The 23143-nt window shown below is 62.9% G+C and carries 15 protein-coding genes; 4 read left to right on the top strand and 11 right to left on the bottom strand.

The window, feature by feature from the left end; genetic code table 11:
- Positions 1-161: 161 nt before the first annotated feature.
- The gene (gene nrdG, locus QZ307_RS03005) at positions 162-764 is read left to right on the top strand and encodes an anaerobic ribonucleoside-triphosphate reductase activating protein (RefSeq protein ID WP_295995645.1); all 603 of its coding nucleotides are present in this window, start codon (positions 162-164) and stop codon (positions 762-764) included.
- A 5-nt stretch (positions 765-769) separates the two neighbouring features.
- Here the strand turns inward: nrdG and QZ307_RS03000 are convergent, their stop codons facing one another.
- From QZ307_RS03000 to QZ307_RS02975, 6 genes are all read right to left on the bottom strand, one after another.
- A complete protein-coding gene (locus QZ307_RS03000; RefSeq protein WP_295995641.1) occupies positions 770-2290 on the bottom strand; it encodes an ATP-binding protein in 1521 nt (506 codons plus the stop codon).
- On the bottom strand, positions 2290-3057 hold the full coding sequence (locus QZ307_RS02995; protein WP_295995638.1) for a response regulator transcription factor: 768 nt from the start codon (positions 3055-3057) through the stop codon (positions 2290-2292). The genes QZ307_RS03000 and QZ307_RS02995 overlap by 1 nt, the downstream gene beginning before the upstream one ends.
- Before the next feature lie 113 nt (positions 3058-3170).
- Complete coding sequence (locus tag QZ307_RS02990) at positions 3171-4208, bottom strand: Na/Pi cotransporter family protein (protein ID WP_295995635.1); 1038 nt, start codon at positions 4206-4208, stop codon at positions 3171-3173.
- 250 nt (positions 4209-4458) lie between these two features.
- Entirely contained in the window at positions 4459-6804 is a 2346-nt protein-coding gene (locus tag QZ307_RS02985; protein WP_295995632.1) for an anaerobic ribonucleoside triphosphate reductase, read from the bottom strand.
- 773 nt (positions 6805-7577) lie between these two features.
- Positions 7578-8486 (bottom strand): homocysteine S-methyltransferase family protein, encoded by a 909-nt coding sequence (locus QZ307_RS02980; protein WP_295995631.1) that lies wholly within the window; start codon positions 8484-8486, stop codon positions 7578-7580.
- 1195 nt (positions 8487-9681) lie between these two features.
- Positions 9682-10218, bottom strand: a complete 537-nt coding sequence (locus tag QZ307_RS02975) for a hypothetical protein (protein ID WP_295995628.1) — start codon at positions 10216-10218, stop codon at positions 9682-9684.
- Positions 10219-10371: 153 nt separating this feature from the next.
- On the opposite strand from QZ307_RS02975, the gene QZ307_RS02970 reads away from it, so the two are divergent.
- The 3 genes from QZ307_RS02970 to QZ307_RS02960 all read left to right on the top strand — a co-directional run bounded on the left by QZ307_RS02970 (position 10372) and on the right by QZ307_RS02960 (position 16451).
- On the top strand, positions 10372-11487 hold the full coding sequence (locus tag QZ307_RS02970) for an MBL fold metallo-hydrolase (protein WP_295995625.1): 1116 nt from the start codon (positions 10372-10374) through the stop codon (positions 11485-11487).
- Positions 11488-11700: 213 nt separating this feature from the next.
- Positions 11701-14283 (top strand): YhgE/Pip domain-containing protein, encoded by a 2583-nt coding sequence (locus QZ307_RS02965; RefSeq protein ID WP_295995622.1) that lies wholly within the window; start codon positions 11701-11703, stop codon positions 14281-14283.
- Between the two features lie 2 nt (positions 14284-14285).
- Positions 14286-16451, top strand: a complete 2166-nt coding sequence (locus QZ307_RS02960; RefSeq protein ID WP_295995689.1) for a YhgE/Pip domain-containing protein — start codon at positions 14286-14288, stop codon at positions 16449-16451.
- 157 nt (positions 16452-16608) lie between these two features.
- Here QZ307_RS02960 and QZ307_RS02955 read toward each other — a convergent pair whose 3' ends face one another.
- The 5 genes from QZ307_RS02955 to QZ307_RS02935 form a co-directional block, all read right to left on the bottom strand.
- Positions 16609-18186, bottom strand: coding sequence for an FAD-dependent oxidoreductase (locus tag QZ307_RS02955; RefSeq protein ID WP_295995618.1), 1578 nt, complete (start codon positions 18184-18186; stop codon positions 16609-16611).
- A gap of 46 nt (positions 18187-18232) precedes the next feature.
- Complete coding sequence (locus tag QZ307_RS02950; protein WP_295995614.1) at positions 18233-18676, bottom strand: hypothetical protein; 444 nt, start codon at positions 18674-18676, stop codon at positions 18233-18235.
- 152 nt (positions 18677-18828) lie between these two features.
- Positions 18829-20037 (bottom strand): LuxR C-terminal-related transcriptional regulator, encoded by a 1209-nt coding sequence (locus tag QZ307_RS02945; RefSeq protein ID WP_295995611.1) that lies wholly within the window; start codon positions 20035-20037, stop codon positions 18829-18831.
- 380 nt (positions 20038-20417) lie between these two features.
- Positions 20418-21359: a serine O-acetyltransferase gene (locus QZ307_RS02940; RefSeq protein WP_295995608.1), complete on the bottom strand. Its 942-nt coding sequence runs from the start codon at positions 21357-21359 to the stop codon at positions 20418-20420.
- A gap of 236 nt (positions 21360-21595) precedes the next feature.
- A partial coding sequence (locus QZ307_RS02935) for an MFS transporter (RefSeq protein WP_295995605.1) occupies positions 21596-23143 on the bottom strand: 1548 nt, incomplete at its 5' end.

Raw genomic sequence — 23143 nt, 5'->3', positions numbered from 1 at the left:
GGATCTATTGCATCCGCGCCACGCCGTGCCGTAGGTCTTGAAATCTCCCGACGCCGACCGTGAGCACCGGCTCTGCGGTCGGCGTCTTACGTATTCGTGCCGACTTTGTGGGTCGGCAACAGTTCACCGTTGCGCATCGGGCCCTGGGCTACAATGGCGCCATGGATACTACGCAAAACAACAGCTCCTCCGCAGACGAGTCTTCTGCTCGCCGCGTCGAGGATTTCGAAACCGCCACCATCACCCTGTACGGCACCGAGCCCGACTCCATTGTGGACGGCCCGGGCCTGCGCTATGCCGTGTTCGTGCAAGGGTGCTCCCACGGATGCCCCGGGTGCCACAACCCCGACAGCCAGCCGGCCTGCGGTGGCACCGAGCTGGGGCTGCCGGCCCTGCTGGCCGACATCGAGGCCAACGGCCTCGTGCACGACGTCACGCTCTCGGGCGGCGAGCCCTTCGAGCAGCCGGGTCCCTGCGGTCTTCTGGCCGAGGCGCTGAAAGAGCGCGGCTACGGCATCTGGTGCTATACGGGCTATCTGTACGAAGACCTGGCCCGTCGCAACGACGCCGCCGTCAAGCACCTTCTGGAGCACATCGACGTCCTAGTAGACGGTCCCTTCGTCGAATCCCTCAAGTCTCTTGAGCTGAAGTGGTGCGGTTCCTCGAACCAGCGCCTCATCGACGTGCCGGCCACCCGCCGCGCCGGCGCCATCGTGGAGTGGCAGCCCACCACCTTCTCGCTGGAAAAGCCTTCCAACTGGTAAACGCACTAGGAGCTCAGGGGCAGCCGTACCGTGAAAGTGGTGCCCTGGCCTTCTTCGCTTTCCAGGCTTACTTCGCCACCGTGATAGAGGGCCGCGTGCTTCACGATGGCCAGGCCCAGGCCTGTGCCGCCCGTCTCCTTGGAACGGCTTTTGTCCAGGCGGTAGAAGCGTTCGAAGATCTTCTCCTGGGCCTCAAGGGGAATGCCCGCACCCGTATCGCTTACGCGCACGACGGCTACCCGGAGGAGATGCGTTGCGGCCGTTGCCGAGGCCGCAACATCTCCCTCGCCGAGCGCCGCGCCGTCTTCGGGGTCTCGCGCGCGGCCGCGGCCTTGCGCCGTTCCCTCTTCGCCCATAAGCGCGGTACCCTCGCCCCTCTCCTCGGTTACCTGCACGTGCACGGCGCCGCCTTCGTGGTTGTAGCGCACCGCGTTCTCCACCAGGTTGTAGATCATCTGCTCCAGCAAGAGCTCGCTGCCCTCAACCCACACGGGCACCGTCTCAAGCGAAACCACCACGCCGGCTTCGTGGGCCGGCGCGGCCAATCGATGCACGACGCGTTCGGCCACCGTCGCTAGATTGACGGGGCCGGTCTGGGCAATATCGCCCGAAGACTCATCGAGGCGCGAGAGCACCAGCACATCGTTGATGAGCGCGCGCATAGCCTGGGACTCCTCGTAGATGAGCCCCGCGAAGCGCGGCACCTCCTTGGGAGGAACCATGTTGTTGGCCATAAGCTCGGCATAGCCGGAAATAACCTGGAGCGGCGTCTTCATCTCGTGGGACACGTTGGCCGAGAAGTCGCGGCGCAGGCTTTCCGCCCGGGCCAGCTCCTCGTTCTGGGCGCGCAAGGTACGCTGCTGCGAATCGATGCGCTCGAGCAAGGGCTGCATTTCGGCATAGGCCGCATTGTCCAGCGGCGATGACACGTCCAAATTATCGAGGGGTCGCATCAAGTGGCGCGTCAGCAGGCGCGAAAGTACCAGCACCAGCACCACGGCCGCCAGCAGCGCCAAGGCGACGGGCATCATCAAGTCGGTGGCGAAGAACGCAATAAGCGAGGCACGCGTCTCAGCAAGGCGCACCACCGAGCCGTTCGACAATGGGGCCGCCGCATAAAGGGTATCGGCGTTGAGCGTCGTGGAGTGACGGCTGGTGGCCCCTTCGCCGCTTTCTAACGCCGCGCGCACTTCGGGGCGGTCGGCGTGATTCTCCCACGAAACACCCTCTGCGGGGGCGGCACTGTCGAACAGCACGGCGCCGCCGGCATCGATGAGGGTATAGCGCACCGCTCCGTCGAACTGCTCGGCAAGCACGGCCGGCCGCGCGTCGACGGGTTCTTCATCAAGCACCGCTGCGGCGCGATGGGCCTGGGCCAGCAGCTTCGCCGAGGCATCGTGCTCAAGCGAGACGTAGAAGATACCGGTAATGACCACCGAGAATAGCACAATACCCACCAGGGCAAAGGCTAGAACGCTGCGGAAAATACGCCCCGAGAGGCTCATGGCCTCCTTCAAGGGCGCCATTACTGGCCCTCCCCCTGGAACACGTAGCCCACGCCGCGCACCGTGGCAATGGCCTGCTCGGCCCCTGGGGCAGCGGCAGCCAGCTTCTGTCGCAAGGTTTTCACGTGGGCGTCCACCGTGCGAGTTTCGCCGGCATAGAGCACGTCCCACACCATTTCCAGCAGTTGATCACGGGTCAGCACGCGGCCCTCGTTTTCCATGAGCACGCGCAGCAGATCGAATTCCTTGACCGTCAGCGGAACCTTCTGGCCCTGGGCTTTCACCCGATGGGCCGCCAGGGACAGCTCGATGGGACCGCTCTGCAGGACGTCGGCAGAGGGGGCACGATCAGGCGATGGGACTTCATGCCCGTCGGATGCGGGGACCGGCGATGTCGATGGCGCGGGACGGGCGGCCCGACGCAGCAGCGCGTTGACCCGCGAAATAAGCTCCATCATGCCGAAGGGCTTCGCCAGGTAGTCATCGGCACCGGCATCGAGCCCGCATACGGCGTCGTACTCGGTGCCCTTCGCCGTCAGCATCATGACGGGAATGTTCTCGGTAGCCGCATCGGCGCGCAGTTGGCGCAACAGCTCGAGCCCATCCACGCCGGGAAGCATGATGTCGAGGAGAACCGCCTGGGGGGCTTCCTGGCGGCATGCTTCCATGAGGTCCGAGCCGTCAGGGAAGGCGCGCACAGCAAACCCGGCCTGGCGCAGGGCGTAGCTGGTCAAATCGCGAATGTGCTCGTCGTCTTCCACGTAGAATATGAGGGGCTGATCGGCCATGGATCTCCTTCAGTTGCTAGCATCGCCTATTGTACGACGAGGGGGACGGCCCTGCGGCCGCCCCCGAAGCAAGCGTGACGTTCTTGATGAACTTCTGAGACGAGCGCCCGTATTTAGGCCGCAGCGCCGTCGGGCATCCAAGGCGTCTCGCGATCGTGCAGGGGATCGCGGGGCCGGCGCGGCTTCTCGGGCAGCAGCGCCATAACCATGCGCACCATAAGGGACACCAAGGGCAGCCAGATCAGGGTCATAGACACGTTGAAGAGCGTGTGCGCGTTGGCAATCTGGCGCGCGATGACCTCCAACTCGGGCCCCGGCGTGATGGCGGCAATGACCCCGGCGAAGGGACCGATGAGCCACACGAACAGCAAGCACCCCGACAGGTTGAAGATGCAGTGGGCCAGGGCCACCCGCTTGGCGTCGCGCGACTGCCCGATGGCAGCCATGAGCGCCGTAATACAGGTGCCCAGGTTGTCGCCCAGCAAGATGGGGATGGCCCCGTGCAGACCAATAATGCTGGCCCCGTCGATGCCCGGCTGAGCCGCGAAGTTCTGCAGCACGGCGATGGTGGCGCTGGAGCTTTGCACCACGACCGTCATTAAGGTGCCCACCAGCACGCCCAGCAGCGGCACGCCCACCACCTCGGCAATCATGTCGGTGAAGACCGGGTTCGTGGCCAAGGGCTTCATGACGCCGCCCATGGTGTCGATGCCCAGGAACAACAGGCCGAAGCCGAAGACGGCGCGGCCGCCCAGCTTGATGTTCTGCTGCTTCGCCAAGCTCATGATGACAAAGCCCACGAACACGATGGCCAGCACGTAGTCGGACAACTTGAAGGCGATGATCTGCGCCGTAATGGTGGTGCCGATGTTCGCGCCCATGATGATGGGGATGGCCTGGCGCAGCTTCATCAGGCCCGCCGACACGAAACCGATGGTCATAACCGTGGTGGCGCTGGAGCTTTGCAGCACGGCCGTAGCCACCGCACCGGCCAGCACGCCAATAACGGGGTTCTTGGTAACCGCTGCCAAAATGGAGCGCATGCGGTCGCCCGCAGCATCCTGCAAGCTGCCGCTCATGAGGTTCATACCGTAGAGAAAAATGGCCAGACCGCCCAGAAGGCCCAGTCCGATCTGCATCAACTCCTGCACTGCTTCTCCTTCACCGGGGCGCCTCAGCGCCGCCGCTCGCCTTTCGCCCAGAGCATCTAGGCGCACGTTTCCTGTTTCAGCGAACCGTAGTCTAAGGAACTCGTGCGAGAACCACGTAAGGCGAATGTAAAGGGAAGGTGAAATTTAGGCGGTACTCCTTCCCCTCTCAGATCCGAGATATGGCTAGCAATACAAAAAGAAGGGAGCCCGAAGGCTCCCTTCTTTGCTGACTTGGCTGGGTTCTAGCCGCTTACTCAGCAGCCTCGTCCGTTGCGGGCACGTCGTGCTTTACGCGGTCGTGCTCCTCGGCGCGCTTGGCGTCGTTGAAGCGGTCGAGCGTGCCTACCAGGTAGCCCGTGATGCGGCGGATGCGCTCGAAGGGCTGCTGGTGCTCGGCCTCGGTGCGGCCGCACTTGGGGCACACGTCCTCGATGATGCCGTTGTAGCCGCACACCGGGTCACGGTCGACCGGATGGTTCACCGAGCCGTAGCCCATGCCGCAGTCCTTCATGTAGCGGATAACGCTCTCGAAGGCCTCCAGGTTGTCCGTCGGGTCGCCGTCGAGCTCGATGTAGCTGATATGGCCGCCGTTGGTAAGCGCGTGGTAGGGCGCCTCCTTGGCAATCTTGTCGAAAGCGGAGATGTCGTAGTACACCGGCACGTGGAAGCCGTTGGTGTAGTAGTCGCGATCGGTGACGCCGGGGATGACGCCGTAGCGGGCGCGGTCCATGCGCACGAAGCGGCCGGACAGGCCCTCGGCCGGCGTGGCGATGAGGGTGTAGTTCATGCCGCGCTCGCGGGAGATGCGGTCGCAGTAGCTGCGCATATGGCCCACAATCTCCAGACCCAGGCGCTGCGCCTCGGCCGACTGGCCGTGATGCTGGCCCGTCAGAGCCACCAAGGCCTCGGCCAAGCCGATGAAGCCCGTGGTGAGCGTGCCGTTCTTCAGCACCTCGCGCTGCTCATCGGAGGGCAGCAGCTTCTCGGAGTCGATCCACACGCCCTGGCCCATGAGGAACGGCGCGTTGTACACATGCTTGCGGGCCTGAATCTCGAAGCGCTCGTCCAGCTGGCCGGTGACCAGCTGCAGCTTGGAGTCCAGCAGGTCGAAGAACAGATCCAGGTCGCCCTTGGCGCGGATGGCCAGACGGGGCAGGTTGATGGAGGTGAAGGACAGGTTGCCGCGGCCGGGCGTGACCTCCTTGGAGGGGTCGAACACGTTGCCCATCACGCGGGTACGGCAGCCCATGTAGGCAATCTCGGTCTCCGGAGTGCCCTTGTAGTACTGCGCGTTGAAGGGAGCGTCCAGGAAGCTGAAGTTGGGGAACAGGCGCTTGGCCGAGCAGTGCATGGCCAGCTTGAACAGGTCGTAGTTCGGATCCTCGGGGTTGTAGTTCACGCCTTCCTTCACGCGGAAGATCTGCACGGGGAAGATGGGCGTCTCGCCGGAGCCAAGGCCCTCTTCGGTGGCCAGCAGCATGTTCTTGATGACCATGCGGCCCTCAGGGCTGGTGTCCATGCCGTAGTTCACCGAGCTGAAGGGCGTCTGAGCGCCGGCGCGGGAGTGCATGGTGTTCAAGTTGTGCACCAGGGCCTCCATGGCCTGGAAGGTCTGGCGGTCGGTGTCGCGGGAGGCGTTCTTCTCGGCATAGGCCACCACGCGCTCAGCGGTGGCGGCGTCGATGCCGGCAGCCTCAAGACCGCTTACCACGGCAGCGCGGAACTCGGGGTCCATGGACAGCGAGGCCACCACGCCCGTGGACTGCTCGATCTGAGCCAGCAGGTTCTCGACGAACTCGCGATCGTCGGCGATGTCGGACAGCAGGTCGACGCCCTCGGCCACATGCTTCTTGAACAGGCGGCGGTAGGTCTTGCGCACGCCCTCAGCCAGACCGTAGTCGAAGTCGCACACCGACTGGCCGCCGTGCTGGTCGTTCTGGTTCGACTGGATGGCGATGCAGGCCAGGGCCGCATAGCTGGAAATGTCGTTGGGCTCGCGCAGCACGCCGTGACCCGTGGAGAAGCCGCCCTTGAACAGCTTGCGCAGCTCAATCTGGCAGCAGGTGGTGGTCAGGGTGTAGAAGTCCATGTCATGGATATGGATGTCGCCCTCGCGGTGGGCACGGGCGAAGCGCGGGTCGATGACGCACATCTCATAGAACTGCTTGGCGGACTCGGAGCCGTACTTCAGCATGGTGCCCATGGCCGTGTCGGCGTCGATGTTGGCGTTCTCGCGCTTCATATCGGAATCGGCCGCCTTGGAGAAGGTGATGTCCTTCAGCGTCTGGATGAGGCGGGAGTTCACGTCGCGCACGCGATTGCGCTCGGCGCGATACAGGATGTAGGCCTTGGCCGTCTGCACGAAGCCGGACTCGATGAGGGTTTCCTCCACCAGGTCCTGGACGCCCTCCACCGTGGGCGTGCCCTCGATGGCGCCGCTCTCCAGCTTGTCGACCACCTTCTGCGCAATTTCCTCGGCCGTGGCACGATCCTGCATGGCAGCACAGGCCTGGAACGACTTCTCCACCGCATCGGCAATCTTCTGGGGATGGAACTCTGCGGTGCGCCCGTCGCGCTTGATGATGGTCTTGACCATAGTGACCAAAGTCCTTTCTTTCGAAACCGAACCACAACATGCAGAAGTGCGGCGATGTTTTCCCCATTGCCGCACTTCTCAATTACTTGGGGGGTAAACCCGTGTTTCCGAATACTTTTCCCGCATTCTTTCCACCGGGTTATTAACCAAGTGTCACACAATATATTGTGTTTGTGCTTCACTTGGCGGATATATATAGTACTCGGAGAGGTGTTCGGTTGCAATCGAACAAGATGTGTTTTTACGCGCCGAAAAACTCCAAAACTTTTTCTCGCAAACGGGAAACGAGGGACGGAAAGCGGACCTACAGTGCCTCCGGCAAGCAGCGCGGGGCGCGGCGCGAAGAGCCCATCAAACCTCCACTATCCTCAACGAGCAGCGCGGGGCGCGTCGGCGTCCCGGAGGGCACCGTCTGAACACTGATCAACAAAAAGCGAGCGCAGCTCGCCCCGTTAAAAGCATGAAGGAGCGTAGCGCCCGAGCGAAGCGAGCCAGCGGAGCGGCGCGTGCCCGCAGGGACGCCGACGCGCCCCGCGCGGAGGGACAAGGCAGGCCCCAACGTCGGAAGTTCCAGAAAGGCCCGCTTTGGTACCTGCTTCTTCGAATCGGCCAAGACGCGACCTGGCCTTTTGCGGCCACCCGCTACCAAAGACTCCGATTTTGACTGTCCAAAGGGAACCAAACAGCGCGATCCTGGAACCTAAAGCACGGGGGAACCAAACCGCCCATTCCTGGAAGCCGGAATGCGGCGGAACGAGCCGAAGCCGAAAGCGCTAGTGGCCCGTGACCACGTCCTGACCCGCCACGGTGACAGCAAGCACGCCGGTGTAGGCAGGCGTGGCGTCTCCGGCGGCACGGAGGAACTGGACGCCGGCGCCACGGAGCACCGTAGCTGCCCCGGTCATGGTGTCGGCGCAATAGTAGGGGTTCGCATCGGTAGGAGCCTGCTGACGCGCATCGCGTTCCTTTACCACCAGCGACACCAGCAAGCACAAGTCGGCGCCCATGGCCTCAAGCGCCTCGCGCGCCTCGGCCGCACGCTCGGCCGCCACTGCGGGACGCGCCGTCGTGGCGAAACCCGCCACCGCGGCGCCGAACTCGGCCATGACCTCCACCGCCTCACGCAGCGTGCCGCGGCCAGAGGCCAGCATGCCGTCTTCCTGGATATCGACAGAGGCGAAGATGGGCGCATCGCTTACCTTGCGCACACCCATCAGCGCGCACTTCAAATCACCGCAGGTGGTGAAGCCATTCAAGAAGAACGCATCGAAGGTGCGCCCCTCGAACAGCTGGGCAGCCCGCGCGTATTGATCGCGGTTCTCAACCAGGGAGCTCTTCGACGACGGATCGAGCGGCAGCCCGCACGGCCCCAACTCCACCAGCACGTGTTGGGGCGTGAAGGACTCCACCGCCTCCAAGGCCGTGGCCGCCAATTGCTCGCCGCGGCCGTCCATACCCAGAGCCGCCAAACGGGCCGGGGTCAACTCGGCCGTGTCGGCAACAAAGCACTGGGGGCCAGCCACCGCCTCCAGACGATAGGCCTCCTCGATGGTTTCGGGCTCGAGCAGAAGCGCCAGCATCTGTTCGCGCTCTCCCTCCACGCCATGGCGGCGCAGCGCACCGGCCACGGGAGAGGAGAGAACCAGCATGTCCTTGAAGAAGCGCAGCGCGATATCCGCCATGACGACCATCCTTTGCTCGAGGGATCGATGTTTGATTCCATCCTAGCGGAAGATGGACCTTTCCAGAGGGACGCGACCGCCGATTCAGCGAAAACCTCGTCCCAGGGCGAGCGGAAGCTGAGTCGGGGCGAGCGGAGCCTCGACTGCGTTGGAGCGCCCTCTACCGCTGAAATCCCTCCGTTTATATGGGGAAATGCCCCAAAGGATGACCTTCGTCATAAAATTCTAATCACGGAGTTTCGAAGTTCCCCTGCTTCGCTCCGTTCTGCTTCATACCCCTTGTGAGCAGACTGCGGCTTCAAGCCGCATTACCCCCTCCTCCGAGGCGGCGAAGTACCCCTCTTCGCCGCCTCATTCTTTTTCTCCCCTTAAGATACCTTTCGCAGATTCGGCTTAGCTGTCGCCCTCATCATTTGACCAGGACCAATTGGTCTCTGGATCCGCGGCGGCCCGAAACTGACTTCTTCTTAAGTCCGCGATTGCCCAGAGCCTGCCGTTTCCTTGCCGGCAAGCTACTCGTCTCAGAAGCACCGCCCTGTCTAGCGTCGATTTCCTCATGAGTTCGCGCTTGTTCCGCCGCCTCCGAACGTGCCCAAGGTCAAAATAAGCTCCAAGTTGAAGGTTTTGCGGGATTCGAGGCTTTTAAGGTCGAAAAACGATCGAGGCGGTGGTTCGGCGCGGAAAGCGCGCCCTAATTGGCCACGGGATGGCCAACGGGGGCGCATTTTCCATCCAATCGGCTTCTTCGAGCTCGCAAAAGCCCCGCCTCGACCGATATTCGACCTTAGTCGGCGCTTTTCGAACCAAAGCCCCGCCTCGAGGCTCTTTTGACCACCGGGAGCAGAGCTTTTGGGCTGCCAGCAAAAAGGAGCGAAGCTTTTTCAGCTTCGCGCCTTAACAATGCGACCCAACAGCACGAGCTGGGGAGCATGGACCCAACGACGTCGGCTTGGCAGCATGGACACCTGGGCGCCGTCAGTCTTGCCATTCCAGGCCTGGGGATGGGGAGTCGACAGCCTAAGGCCATGGTGCAGCCCTGGTTGTCCCACCCAGGGTGCGGGGCGGCGCTGCCCCAACCGTCCGGCCGCGGGACGCGGGGCCGAGCCTTCCAGCATAGGGGCACCAGCGGGGCACAGCACCCCGTCACGGGGCGCCCTCGCGTGCCGCCGGCAAGGCGACGCTACAGTCGCGCTCGTTACTCGGCCGGCTTCTCGTCGCCCTCGATGTCGGCCTCGTCGATGTCGAGGTACTTCTCCTCGATGTCTTCGTCGGCGTAGTCCACCGGCTCCTTCAGGCCTTCCATGAAGTTGGGGGCCTCGCCGATGTAGGCTGCTTCGGACTCGAAATTATAGGTGCCCTGCTCGTCAACCGTGTAAAGGTAGGCCACGGCGTAGCCCGTATCGGCGCCCGGCTCGCCGCCCTCGGCGATGATGGCGTCCTTCACGCCGTCGTCGGTCTCGATATAGCCGTCGTAGCAGAAGGCGTAGGCGCCGGCTCCGCGCGCGCCGCGCACGTTGGCCTCGGCAGCCGCGAAGCACTCCTCGGCCGAATCGCCGGGATGGGACTCGATGAACAGGTTGTCCTTCACAATAAGGGACGTGAAGGGAATGAGGTCTTCGCCGTTGTTGATCTTCTCCTTGGCCTCGTCCAGGGAGAACACCAGCACGCGCTCGAGCTCCTCGGGGATCTCGGGGACTTCCTGGCTGTCATTTTCAATGGTGCGATCGGCCATGACGGCCTCCTTTCTGACATGAGTTTGTCCCTAGTCTAGGCCAAGGGGCAGTTCGTCCATTATAGCCATTGCCTCTGTTCGACCAGAGGCGCAAAATAGGTGTCACCGTTGCTTCATCGGCTTCCCACAAAGCTACCGTAAACCAAGGATTCCATGGACACACCCAGCAGTCTCATCCCCTGGCTCGACCAGCCCCACGCGGGGGAAACGCGCTCCTATGTCGATCGGCTCGGCGCCGTCCATCAGGTGCCCGTGCGTTATCCCCAGGTGACGGCCACGCCTCTGGTCGAGGCCGTCGAGGAGCTGCCCGGGCTCTACCATACGGCCTTTGCCTTGGAAGGCTTCCATTTCTGCGATCGCGTCGATCTTTACGCCGTGGGCAACCCCCACGACGGAGGGCTTCTGGTAGACACCGGCCACTACGACTTGTGTGGCATGGACTTCCTCGACGACCTGGCTCGGGCAACGGGTGGCACCTGGGAAAACACCGAGGTGTTCCTCACCCATCTCCACGATGACCACGCGGGCAACGTGCCCTACGTCCTGCACCAGGGCGCGCAGCGCGTGCACCGCGGTTCGTGCCGGCCCTTCGACCCGGCCGCCATCCAGCAGTTCCTTACCGTCACCGGCGCCCGCGCCGCGGGCGATGAGGAGCTCGACGAATTCGTTGCCTTCCTGCTGGGCGAGGGCAATCCGCTCTTCGAGGAATCGCCCGCCGTCCATCCCGTCAACGACGGGGCAGCCTTCGACCGCGCCAGTTGGCATTTGGAAGTGATCGAAACGCCGGGTCACACGGCCGAGCACCGTTGCCTGCTCGACCGCGAGCGCGGCGTTCTCTTCGCCGGCGATCACCTCATCCTCGGCGCGCCCGGCGTCATGCAGCTGCAGCCCGATCAGCACTTGCTGGCCAACTATCTGGGAAGCATGACCGCCCTGCGCGGCCTTGGGCTGCAGCGCGCGCTGCTCAGCCACCACGAGGCGCTCATCGGCTCCGACGCCATCAACCGCCTGATCGACCGCATCGTAGCCACCCACCAGCGCCCCTTGGACAAAACCATGGCCATCCTGCAGGCGCAAGGGCCTGCCACGGTCCACGCCGTCACCACTGCCTACGACACCGCGCGCCCGGGCGGCTTCGCCGGCCAGCCCCGTGGCGTGCGGGCGCGGCGCGTGGCCACGCTCTTCGGCTACCTGGACTATCTCGTGGACACGGGCCGCGCGCAACGTAACCAAGACGACAACGGCGCTCTCATCTATGAAGCCGCCTAGCCGCTTCCGTCGGCGCGGTCCACGCCCCTCGTTCCCTTCCCCTGAACGCCAGGCCACGGGGCGTTGACAAAGCGCCCGCGCTGTCTGCTCCTTCGCTGAGCTTTGGGATAATTTTTCGCAGAAGGCAGCAGCGAGCCAAATGGGATGCAGCAGGCGGTGTTCAAGCGAGCAAAGGCATATCTCGGCGTCATCTTCGCCATTTTCCTCCGGGACGTGAAACGCGTGCTGCGCAACCCCATTGCCCTCGTCGTGGTGCTGGGCATGGCGGTCATTCCCTCGGCCTACGCCTGGTACGTGGTGGCGGCCAACTGGGATCCCTACAACAACACGGCCTCCATGAAGGTGGCCGTGGCCAATGACGACAAAGGCGATGACAGCGCCGTGGCCGGCAAGCTCGACGTAGGCGCCCAGGTGGTCGACCAGCTGAAGGACAACCATGAGCTGGGCTGGGAATTCACCGATAAAGAAAGCGCCATCAACGGCGTCTACGAAGGGCGCTACTGGGCGGCCCTCGTCATTCCCGAGAACTTCAGCGAAGACTTCGCCAGCGTCTTCACAGGGCACTTCACCCAGCCGTCCCTTGATTACTACGTCAACGAGAAGCCCTCGTCCATCGCCCCGAAAGTCACCGACGCGGGAGCCCAGGCCGTGCAGAAGGCCATCGACGAGAACTTCGTGGAAACCGTCGCCGAGAAAGTGGTGGACACCACTCAAGCGGCTGGCTCCTACGCGGAGCAGAAAGGCGACGAGTCGGAGCGCAGCCTGACTGCGGGGCTGAAAACCGCTCATAGCACCGTGATCGACACAGAAGCCGCCCTCACCTCCCTGCAAGATACCGTGAAGGAGGCGCGGCGCTCCGTGGGCCACGCCGCTGAAACCGTGGCGGGGCTCCAAGACGACGTGCCGCACCTCCTTGAAGCCATCGGCGAATCGAAGGATTTGCTGGCCGAAACGCGGAAGGCGGCCGACACCTACGGCACCTCGCTGGCGAAGAACGCCGTCGACGGCGCCCTCAAGCTAAGTGCCGCCGCCACCGGCGCCCAGCAGGCCCTGGGCACCGTGACGGGCGCCGTAACGCAAGCGGAAAGTCAGACCAAGGCGTCCCTCCAAGAGGCGCAGGCCCTGCTGGCGGCCAACGAGAAGCTGGTTGCGTCCCTGGCGTCCGAAGCCGACGCCAACCCCAGCGTGGCCGACGCCCTGGCCCAAGCTCAGACGGACGGAAAAGACCTGGAGAAGACCGTCAGCGCCCTTGCGTCCCTGGCCGATTCCCTTGATGCCACCAACACCGCCCTGGGCCAGGAGGCCACGGCCCTCGACCAGGCAGCCCAGAAAGGCGCTGCCTCGCTGCAGGATACCGCCAAGAGCTTCCAGTCCTCGGTGCTGCCGTCCCTCTCCGCAAGCCTCGACGACCTCGTGGAAGCCTGCGGCACCCTGCAAGGCGCGCTCACCGGGCTCAAGCCGGCCCTTTCCCAGGCGCACACGCTGCTCCAGGAGCTGGACGGCACGCTGGGCACCGCCGAGGACTCCCTGGGCACCACGGCCACCTCGCTCACGTCCATGGAGGAAAGCCTCGACCATACGCTGAAGGATCTCACCGCCCTGCAAGATTCCTCCACGGTGAAAGACTTGGCTTCCTATTTGAAGGCGAACCCCGACGACATCGGATCGTTCATGGCCGCCCCCGTCGCGCTGAAGACCGTGCCCGTCTACCCCGTCAAGAACTACGGCAGCGGCGTGGCTCCCTTCTTCACCAACCTGGCCCTCTGGGTAGCCGGTTTCATCCTCATGGCCATCGTGCGCTTGCGCGTCGACCCGACGGGGCTGCCGAAGTTCACCCCCACTCAGGCCTACCTCGGACGCTGGCTCTTCTACGTGACCATCGGCCTGGCCCAGGGCTTCATTTGCTGCGCTGGCGACCTGCTCATGGGCATCCAGTGCGAAAACCCCGCGGCATTCATCGGGGCCGGGCTCCTTACCGTCTTCGTGGACGTGAACCTCATGTACGCCCTGGCCTATGCCTCGCGGCACATCGGGAAGGCCATCGCCGTCATTCTGCTTATCATGCAGATTCCCGGCAGCTCGGGCATGTTCCCCATTGAGATGATGCCGGCGTTCTTCCAGGCCATCCATCCCCTGCTGCCCTTCACCTACTCCATTGACGCCATGCGCGAGGCCATCGGCGGCTTCTACGGCATGAACTATCTGAAGGACATGCTGTGCCTGGGCTTGCTCTTCGTGCCCCTGGGCTTTTTCATCGGCCTGGGCGTGGGGCGCGCCGACTTCAACCTGAACCTCATGTTCGACGAGAAGCTGGGCGCTACCGACCTGTTCCAAGCCGAGCCTGTTACCACCAGCGCGCGGCAAGCCGCCCAGGGAGGCACCCTGCGCTACCGGACGCGTACCCTTATGAAGGCGCTGCTCAACGCGGAAGGCTTCCGCGCCGCCCTCGCCCGACGCGCCGCCCGCTTCCAGAAGAACTACCCGCGGCTGGTGCGCATCGGCTGGGTGGCGCTGTTCGCCCAGCCCCTTGTCACGTTCCTGATCATGGTGCTGGTGCACGCCGACGTGGACGTCCGCGTAGAGATGCTGGTGGCCATGGTCATCGGCATTATCGTGGTGGACGCCTACCTCATTGTCATCAGCTACCTCAATACCAGCCTCACCCACCAGCTGGCCCTGGCGAACCTCAGCCCCGACGACCTTCAGGCCGAAGCCAAGCGGCAGCTGGGTTCTTCAGCGGCAGAAGAGCCTGGTGGCTCCGAGGAGCGACGACCCCAAGGCGGTGATGGCAAGTGAAGATGATCTGGGCCATTTTCTCCAGCGACATGCGCCATCTGCTGCGCAACGTCATTGCCGCCATCGTAGTGCTGGGCCTGGTGCTGGTACCCCCGCTCTACGCCTGGTTCACGACCCTCGGCTTCTGGGACCCCTATGCGAACACGGGGAACATCAACGTGGCAGTGGCCAACACCGACGAGGGCTACCAATCGGACCTCATCCCCACCAAGATCAATGCCGGCGAGCAGATCGTCTCAGCCTTGCGCGCCAACGACCAGTTCCATTGGGAATTCGTGTCGGAGGACGAGGCCATCGAGGGCGTGAAATCGGGCGCGTACTACGCGGCCATCGTCATTCCCCCCTCGTTCTCCGCCGACCTGATGACCGTCTTCTCGGGCGATATCAAGCATTCCGAAATTGTCTACTACGACAACGAGAAGGAAAACGCCATCGCGCAGCGCGTCACCTCGACGGGCGCCACCGATCTGGAAGAGACCATCGACCAAACCTTCACCGAAACCGTGGCCAACGTCGCCCTGGGCACCACCTCGGATCTAACCACCTTCATGAGCGGCGATGGCCTGATGAGCTACATGCAGCAGCTGCTCGAGCGCATGGACACGGCCATCGACGAGCTGGAAGGGGCGGCCTCGCAGGTGAAGGCCTACCAGGGGCTGCTCGGTTCCACGACGTCGCTTGTGGAGGCCACCTCCTCGGTACTGAAAGACGCCGGCGCCGCCCCCAGTGCGGTCACGCCGCTTGTCAGCGAGGCCCAGAAGGGCCTTTCCAGCGCCAACAAGGGTCTTACGGAGGGAGCGTCCGCAGCCGATCAGGCCCTCGCCTCCTCCTCAAGCAGCCTCGATTTCGTGCAGGCGGCCGCCGACCAGGCCTTCGCCACCATGAAGGACGATCCTGCAGCGGCGCAGAAAACCCTCGATGCCTGCCAAACCGACGTGGCGGCCCTGAAGAAGGCCTACCGAGACCTCAGCAACAAGCTCGCCACGCTCATCCCCGACAGCGATGCGACCGCCGCGGCAGCCCAGGCCACAGCCCAGCTCGGTGCTCTCGAGGACACCCTGAAAGCCGCCTCCAGCGCCCTGGGAAGCGACGAGAAGCGCCTCCAGCAAACGCAAAGCGAAACCAATCAAGCCCTTGATCAGGCGCGGCAAGCCCTCGACGCCTCCCAAAGCACCTATCGCGACCAGCTGAAGGAAAAGCTCACAGCGCTCAGCAGCAGCCTTACTTCCGTGGGCGACGACGCCCAGCGGCTGACCGATTCGCTGCAGTCCACAGCCGAGAGCCTGGGAGACACCACCACGTCTCTCGGCACGAGCCTCGATGCCGCCGAGACCTCGCTGAAGAAAACCGCAACCGCCCTCAAGCAGGCCGCCAAAGAGCTGGCCGAGGGCCGCGATGACTTGCAGCACGCGGTGAACACCGGCGACATCGACGAGGTGCGCCGCATTATCGGCAACAACCCCGAGGCGGTGGCGCAGTTCCTCGCCGCCCCCACCCAGCTGGTCAAGCACCCGGTGTACGCCATGGCCAACAACGGCAGCGCCATGAGCCCCTTCTACACCTCGCTTTGCCTATGGATCGGCGCCATCTTCATGGTGGCGCTCATGTCGGTGCAGGTGTCACCGCAGCGCCAAGCCGCCCTGACGCGCGAGGTCGGCCACGCCCCCACCCAGGCCCAGCTCTATCTGGGTCGCTACGGCGTCTTCGCCGTGCTGGGACTGTTGCAGGCTATCATCGTGTGCTTGGGCAACGTGTTCTTCCTGGGCGTGGAGTGCCAGCATTTCTGGCTCTACCTGCTGGCCTGCTGCCTAGCCTCGGTGGTGTTCACCAACCTGGTATACACGCTGACGGTGTCTTTCGGCAACATTGGCAAGGCCCTGGCCATTATCGGCCTGGTGCTGCAGCTGGGAGGCGCCGGCGGCCTCATGCCCGTGCAGATGTCAGCCGATTGGTTCCAAGTCATCTACCCATGGCTGCCCTTCGCCCACTCCATGGAGGCGTTCCAAGGAGCCATGGCCGGCATCTACGGCAATCACTTCGCGGTGAGCATGGGGCTCTTGGCGGCCTTCCTGGTGCCGTCGCTCATTTTGGGACTGGTGCTGCGCCGTCCCGTCATTCGCCTCAACAACTGGTTCCTCAAGAAGCTCGACGAGACGAAGATCGTCTAGTGAAGGCGCGGGGTCTCTGACTGCCAGGAGTTCCCTTTTATCGGCAGAGCCCCTGAAACTGCTGGCGTGCAACCAAAGAAAAAAGCGCGAGCCAGGGAGGGTGGGCTCGCGCTTAGAGGGAGGCTACATCGAAGCGAAACGCTCGATGAGACGGCGGCTAGGCTTGCAGCTGGCTCACGTACTCGTGGGCCGTGTGGGCCGCCGTACGGGCGCTGTTCACCCCATGGCAGGTCATGGAGCCGTTGATGTCAATGCCGTACATGTTGTTGTACAGCATGCCGCCGTCGGCACCCACCGCAAACAGGTTCGGGAAGGCCTGGTCGCGGCCGGGCTTCTTCACGCGGAACTGGCGATCGGTCTTAACGCCGCCGGAGTACAGACCCTCCAAGGCGCCGCGAATAAGACCGCAGTAGAAAGGCGGGGTGGCGATGGGCATGAGGTACTCTTTATCCTTGCCGTAATCCTTGTCCACGCCTTCGGCCACATTGGCGTTGTATTGCTCGACCTGGGCCAGGAACAGCTCCTTGTCCACCTCCATGATATCGGCCAGCTCTTCCAAGGAATTGGCCTGGTAGGCATCGTCGCCCGTTTCCACCATTTCCTTCCACAGCTGAGCGCACTCCTCGTCGCCCTCCATCATGGTTTCCAGGATGGGCGTGTCGTAGATAGCCCAGCACGTGCCGCCGGCAAGGCGCACCGGAACGTTCTGCAGCTCGAAGTTGTGGGTGTAGGTGGAGCAAGCCTCATCGGAGAAGCGCTCTCCGTTGATGTCAACCCACAAGCTGGGGCCGCCCCAACAAAGCTTGTCCCAGATGGGGCCCCAGGGACCTGCAGAGCCGATGATGTTCGTGCAACCGAACGCCGGGGCGCCGTGCTCAATGCCGCCAGCCTTGATCATCATGGAAACGCCGTCGCCGTAGTGGCCGGGCGTGCCGATAATGCGAATGTCATCGAGGTCGATGCCAAGCTTGCCCATGCGATCGGCATCCTCGCCGAAACCACCGGTGCCCACAATGACGGCCTTGGCGTTAATCTTAATGGTGTCGCCATAGGTGTCGGTGGCGTACACACCGGCCACAGCACCGTTCTCGCCGGGGATAATCTCGCGAGCGCGGGTGTTCAGGCGCAGGTTGACACCATATTCTGCCAGCTTCTTCTTCATATAGGGGAAGTAGCCGATGCCAGCGGCACCGCCCTTGTACACGTAGTCGAAGCTGAACTCGGCGCGATAGCGGCCCTGCTTGTACATCTCCAGATAGGCCGGGTCCAGGTCCTCGATGGCCTCGTACTGCACGCCGTTATCGATAAGCCATTGCACGTTCTCGGCAGCATGGCTGATCATATCGCGAATGAACTGCTGGTTCACGGTGTAGGACTGAGCGTCGGCCTCATAGCGCACCATTTCGCCCAAAGTTGCCTCGTGTGAATTGGGATGCAGGCCATAGGCGTTGGTGCACTCCACGCCGGTACCGTTGCCGCCCAAAGCCGACTGGCCCTCGATGAGCAGCACCTTGTCGCCGTGCTCGCCCGCCTGAACGGCCGCGGCCACACCGGAGAAGCCGCCGCCGACAACCAGGATGTCGCAGGAGATTTCTTCCGTTACCTGACTTGCCCAGTCTTCCTCTTCCTCGTCCTTGCCCGCAGCGTAGGCCTTCTGCCCCATACCGACCACCGCCAAGGCGGCTCCGGCCATACCTGCTCCGAACAGGAAATTCCTTCTTGTCAGTTCTGCCATGATGGATACCTCTTTCATAGGAGTGAACTTAATGTGCGAAGCGGGATTATTTGAAGTCGCCGTCTTCGTAGGTGATGGTCTGACCGTCAACGGTTGCCTGCAATGATTCAATGCGGTACATGTTGTCGGTCACGTTCTCGTGAGTTGCCGCAATCTCTGCGCCGGCAAACTCAGTTACCTGCACCACCATGGTCAGATCCTCAATGGTAAACCCGGTAAGCTCGCCCAAGTTCTCGATGTACTCGGCGAAACGCGGATCACCGCTCGCAATAGTCACTGGGCTCTCGTCGGCCGTTACATCCCAGTCCATGAGCGTCATTTCGTTGGTAGCCGTCTTCACCAACGTCTTCGTGGTCATGGTGGTCGAGTCGGTGCTGGCCAGCGACGATCCCGATCCCTGGCTACAGCCCATAAGAGCACCCAGGGCCAACGCAGCCACCAGGGCCACGGCGCTCAGCAGAGCCACACGCCTTGTCATCATGCTTTTCATAATGATCCTTCCTCCTTTTCCGTCGCCCCCTCCTTGCCCCTTTGCGGGCTTGGACGACGCTGCTATTGAACCGTAGAAGGAAGAGGCAGTGTTCATCACTATCGGGTGTTTTTTGCGAGAATCACCCGATAGTGATGATGGCTCACCTGGGATTATTCCTCGGGCGATCGCACGACATCAAGCAATTCCTGGCGCGTATGCACATCGAGCTTGGTGTAAATATGTCGCACATGGGTCTTTACGGTATTGCCTGAAATGCACAGCTGCTCGGCAATATAGGGAACCGTTCGGCCGGCCACCAGCAGCTGCAAGATATCGCCTTCGCGATCAGAGAGAAAGTAGCGTGCAGCTATCTCTTCGAGCGGCTTCAGGGCCGGAACCACCGCGAGGGGATCGCCAGCCTCAACGGAAGAAGGCTCCGTTGGCGCGGCATCAGCGAAGTCAAAGTCGGCCTTGCCCAAATCGTCAATGACCGACTGGCGGCGCACCAACAGTCCCGTGGTAAGCAATAACGCTGCCACGCCCAAGGCGGCATAGAGCACTTCCTGCACCTGTCCCGCTGGGAGCATCAGCGCCACCACGGTGCCAATGAATATGCCGAGCTGGTCCACGGCCTGCACAACGCCGATGCCCTGGACAAGAGGAGCACCAGCGCTGTAGCTCAGCGCAATAATGATCGCCCAAATAAGAAGATCGAAGCAGATGTACGCAGCGTGATAGACCCATTGCGAAAAGGGAGCCAAGCCCACTGCAGCTCCGACAAGACTTACCGCCATAACCACAACGGCGAGATTGAACAGAAAACGGGGATTCCAAGAAAATCGAAGATAGCCGAAGAGCACCAAAGCGCTGACCGCGGCGCGAATGGCCAGAGAGAAGTACTCATCGAAGGGATTTTGCCCCGTGGCCACCATGGTGTGCACGTTCACCACGCCAAAGCCCATGGTTACCACCAGCACCATGGCCAAAAAGATGCCGTTTTCTTTTACCAGGGCGCGCAGCGGCGAGGCGCCCGAAGCACCGCGCGCCCGCAGCACGGTGGCCAACGCTTCAGCGTTCCCTCTCCGCGCAGTATAGACGGCGAAGCTGAGGGCGGAAAGCAGCGGAAGCAAGCAAGCCAGGACTATAGCGGCCCCAGGCTCAAGAAACGCAATGAGAAGGATGGGGATGATGTTGAGCGGCAAAGCTACGGCAATATGAACCAGGGCGTTTGTCGTGCCTTCGCACGTGGCAATACTCCCCGACGTAATAATGCCGATGGCCTCGTACACACCGACAAGCAAACCGCCCGCCACCAGAGCCGGCACCGACCCGACCAGGACGCCGGCGAACACGAGGCCGGCGCCCCCCGTGCCAAACACCAGCGAGAACGCTGCGAATGCTCGCGGGCGAAGCGCCAAGCGCCGTTTCCGACTGAGCTGCAGGCATCCCATCAACGCAACAACGCTGACAAATAGAGAGACCGCCAAAGGCAGCATCTCCACTTTTCCGCCCAACTGTTGAAATATGGCCGCGCCCAACGGTACGACATCGAACCAGCTCCAAAAGAAGGTCGATGTCAAAAGGGCCGCCGGTGAAATATTGCCCGTAAGCCTCTCAAGGAGAGCCCCCACTGCTCTTCCCTTTCCCTCCAACGTACTTGCTGGAGGCTATTCTACCGCAGAGCTTATCTCCTGAGGTCATCGACGACCGCAGGAAGGCAGCAGGTACGGGGAGCCGCGAACGAGCGGCTCGCGGAAACCTAGTCGCGCTCGCCGGGCTGTCGCACGCGAATCTCCTGTTCCTTGACGGACACGCGGGAGTTCGCGGGCACACTGAACGTGACGAAGGTGGAGCCGGCGATGACGGAGCCCTCGCCGATAACCGTCTCGCCGCCCAAAACGCTGGCGTTCGAGTAAATGGTGACGTTGTCCTCGATGGTGGGATGGCGCTTCACGCCAGCCAAGCGCTGACCGCCACGGGTAGAAAGCGCGCCCAGGGTAACGCCCTGGTAGAGCTTCACGTGCTCGCCGATGATGGTGGTCTCGCCGATAACTACACCCGTGCCGTGGTCGATGAAGAAGTACTCACCGATGGTGGCCCCGGCGCCAATGTCGATACCCGTGGACGAATGGGCGATCTCGGTCATCACGCGCGGAATAATGGGCACGCCCAGGCGGTACAGCACGTTGGCAATGCGGTACACGTAGATGGCGTACAGGCCCGGGTAGGTGAAGATGACCTCTTCCTTCGAGCCCGCGGCCGGGTCGCCATCGTAGAGCGCCTGCACGTCGGTGAGCAGCACGCGCTGAATGTGAGGCAGCTCATCGAAGAAAGCGGTGCAGATGTCGGCGGCCTGCTTGCAAATGGCGTCGGAGCCGCAGCCCAAGCAGTGGGGGCTTCCGGCCTCGATAAGGTCGTCGCGATCGTCGGAGGTATAGGTAAGGGCCAAAATAAGCTGTTCGCGCAGGACGGCCTCGATGTCGATGAGCGCCTGGCCGATGAAGTAGGCCGGGCTTGTTTGGGGCGTGAGCATCTCGGGGCCGAAGTAGCCGGGGAACAGCACGCGGCGCAGCTCGGTAATAAGCCCTTTGATGGCGGTGCGGCTAGGGAAGCGGCGGCCGGGCTTCGTAAAGAAGATTTCGTCGGCCTCGTAGTTCTTCTCAATGGCCGCCACGATACGCTCGAGATTGTCTCCGAACATGGGACTCTCCTGTCCTCGATTTCAGCTGCCTGCTAGTTTAGCAGTTCGGCCACGTTTCGCCGCCGTGCAAAGCCCTGGAACGGGAAATGGCTAGGATAGAGGTTAGAGATACTGAATGCCAATCCTGCCTCAAACGACACCACTTCACTCAGCCTCTGGTAGCACGGAAGCCCATCGCCTCGCGGCTTCCCAAGCCCAAGCGGCCCCGTTGCCTTGCTCGCCGGGGCCGCTTGATTTTATTTGGACGGCAGCTCGCACACGCCGCTGGCATCTTCCACGCACTCGTCCTGGCCCGAGGGGCCGGCTCCCACGCCCACGGCACGCTCCGGGTGATCGGCCAGATACGCAGCCATGGAGTACTGGGTGATGTCGCTACGGTTAATGATGCCCACGATGTGGCCGTCCTCGAGCACCGGCACCTTCTTCAGATGGTTCTCGGCCAGCACGCGGCAGACGTCGGGCAGCTTCGCATGAACGCTGACGCAAATAGGCCGCGCGGCGCCAATTTCCCGCACCGGCATAGCCATGAGCTTCACCAGCTTCTCCTCGTAGCCCTCTTCGTCGATCATGGTGCGGTTGATAAGCACAATGGGATCGGTGAACGAGGCGCCGCGTGGCGACAGGCGCTTCAGGATGTCGCCGTCGGACACGAAGCCCACCGGCTCGCCGTGAGCGTCGACAATGGGTGCCGCGGAAATGCCCTTGTTCACGAACAAGCGCATGGCCTGCTCCACCGTGGCGTCGATGGGCAGCGAGAACACGTCGGTCTTCATGATGGACTTCAGCAGCGACTTGCGCGCGCCCTCTTCGTCCACGGCCGCTTCCTCGCCGGGCCTGTCCTTCACCAGGGCAATGGTCATAACCAGGCCGACAAGGCACAGAAGAGCGCACACGGTAAAGGCCACGTTGATGCCGAACATGGTGCCCTGGGCCTCACCGAAGGTGGGCACCGTGGCGGCCTGGGTCATGGTGGACGCCGAAATGATAATGGCCGTGCCCAGAGAGCCCGCTACCTGGCGCAGCGTGTTGTTCACCGAGGTGCCGTGGTTCATGACCTTGTTGTCCAGCGCGTTCATGCCCCAGGTGGTAATGGGCATGTTCACCAGGGCCATGGAGAACATGCGCACGGTGTACACGATGGTGATGTAGATGATGTTCGACTCAAGGTTCAAAATGGCGAAGGCCACGGTGGTCAACGTCAGCAGCGACATGCCGGTAATGGCCATCTTGCGCGGACCGTGGCGGTCGAACAGCTTGCCGGCAATGGGGTTCATGATGCCCATGAGAATGGCGCCGGGCATCAGCACCAGGCCGGACAGGGTCGCCGAGAAGCCGCGCAGGGACTGAATGTAGATGGGCATGAGGATGCCGGCGGCCAGCAAGGCGCCCTGCACAAGCATGCCGATAATGGTGCCAATAAGGAAGCGACGGTTCTTCAGCACCTCGACCCGCAGCATGGGGTGCGGCAAACGCGTCTGACGAATGAAGAACCACACGACGCCCACGATGCCCACCAGCGTCGTGCCCACGGTGACGGGCGTGAAGCCGTTGGAGCCCAGGGCCGAGAAGCCGTAGAGCAGCATGCCAAAGCCCAGTGTGGACAGCGCCAGCGACAGCGGGTCGAGCACCGCGTCGCCCTTGTTCGCCGGCGGCTTGTTGTCGATGAAGAACAGCGACATCACAATGATGAGCGCGGAGATGGCGAACACGCCGAAGAAGAGGATGTGCCAGTCGGCCTGATCGATGACGAAGCCCGCCACCGTGGGGCCGATGGCCGGCGCGAA

The sequence above is a fragment of the uncultured Adlercreutzia sp. genome, from assembly GCA_910585575.1.
In the GTDB taxonomy this organism is placed as follows: Bacteria; Actinomycetota; Coriobacteriia; order Coriobacteriales; family Eggerthellaceae; genus Adlercreutzia.
This window is presented reverse-complemented; position numbering and strand designations above follow the sequence as displayed.

What these genes read in the sequence shown, in the direction of transcription:
- nrdG (WP_295995645.1), top strand. Translation starts at nt 162, where the DNA reads ATGGATACTACGCAAAACAACAGCTCCTCCGCAGACGAGTCTTCTGCT.
- QZ307_RS03000 (WP_295995641.1), bottom strand. Translation starts at nt 2,290, where the DNA reads ATGGCGCCCTTGAAGGAGGCCATGAGCCTCTCGGGGCGTATTTTCCGC.
- QZ307_RS02980 (WP_295995631.1), bottom strand. Translation starts at nt 8,486, where the DNA reads ATGGCGGATATCGCGCTGCGCTTCTTCAAGGACATGCTGGTTCTCTCC.
- QZ307_RS02960 (WP_295995689.1), top strand. Translation starts at nt 14,286, where the DNA reads ATGATCTGGGCCATTTTCTCCAGCGACATGCGCCATCTGCTGCGCAAC.
- QZ307_RS02995 (WP_295995638.1), bottom strand. Translation starts at nt 3,057, where the DNA reads ATGGCCGATCAGCCCCTCATATTCTACGTGGAAGACGACGAGCACATT.
- QZ307_RS02940 (WP_295995608.1), bottom strand. Translation starts at nt 21,359, where the DNA reads ATGTTCGGAGACAATCTCGAGCGTATCGTGGCGGCCATTGAGAAGAAC.
- QZ307_RS02955 (WP_295995618.1), bottom strand. Translation starts at nt 18,186, where the DNA reads ATGGCAGAACTGACAAGAAGGAATTTCCTGTTCGGAGCAGGTATGGCC.
- QZ307_RS02970 (WP_295995625.1), top strand. Translation starts at nt 10,372, where the DNA reads ATGGACACACCCAGCAGTCTCATCCCCTGGCTCGACCAGCCCCACGCG.
- QZ307_RS02950 (WP_295995614.1), bottom strand. Translation starts at nt 18,676, where the DNA reads ATGAAAAGCATGATGACAAGGCGTGTGGCTCTGCTGAGCGCCGTGGCC.
- QZ307_RS02975 (WP_295995628.1), bottom strand. Translation starts at nt 10,218, where the DNA reads ATGGCCGATCGCACCATTGAAAATGACAGCCAGGAAGTCCCCGAGATC.
- QZ307_RS02985 (WP_295995632.1), bottom strand. Translation starts at nt 6,804, where the DNA reads ATGGTCAAGACCATCATCAAGCGCGACGGGCGCACCGCAGAGTTCCAT.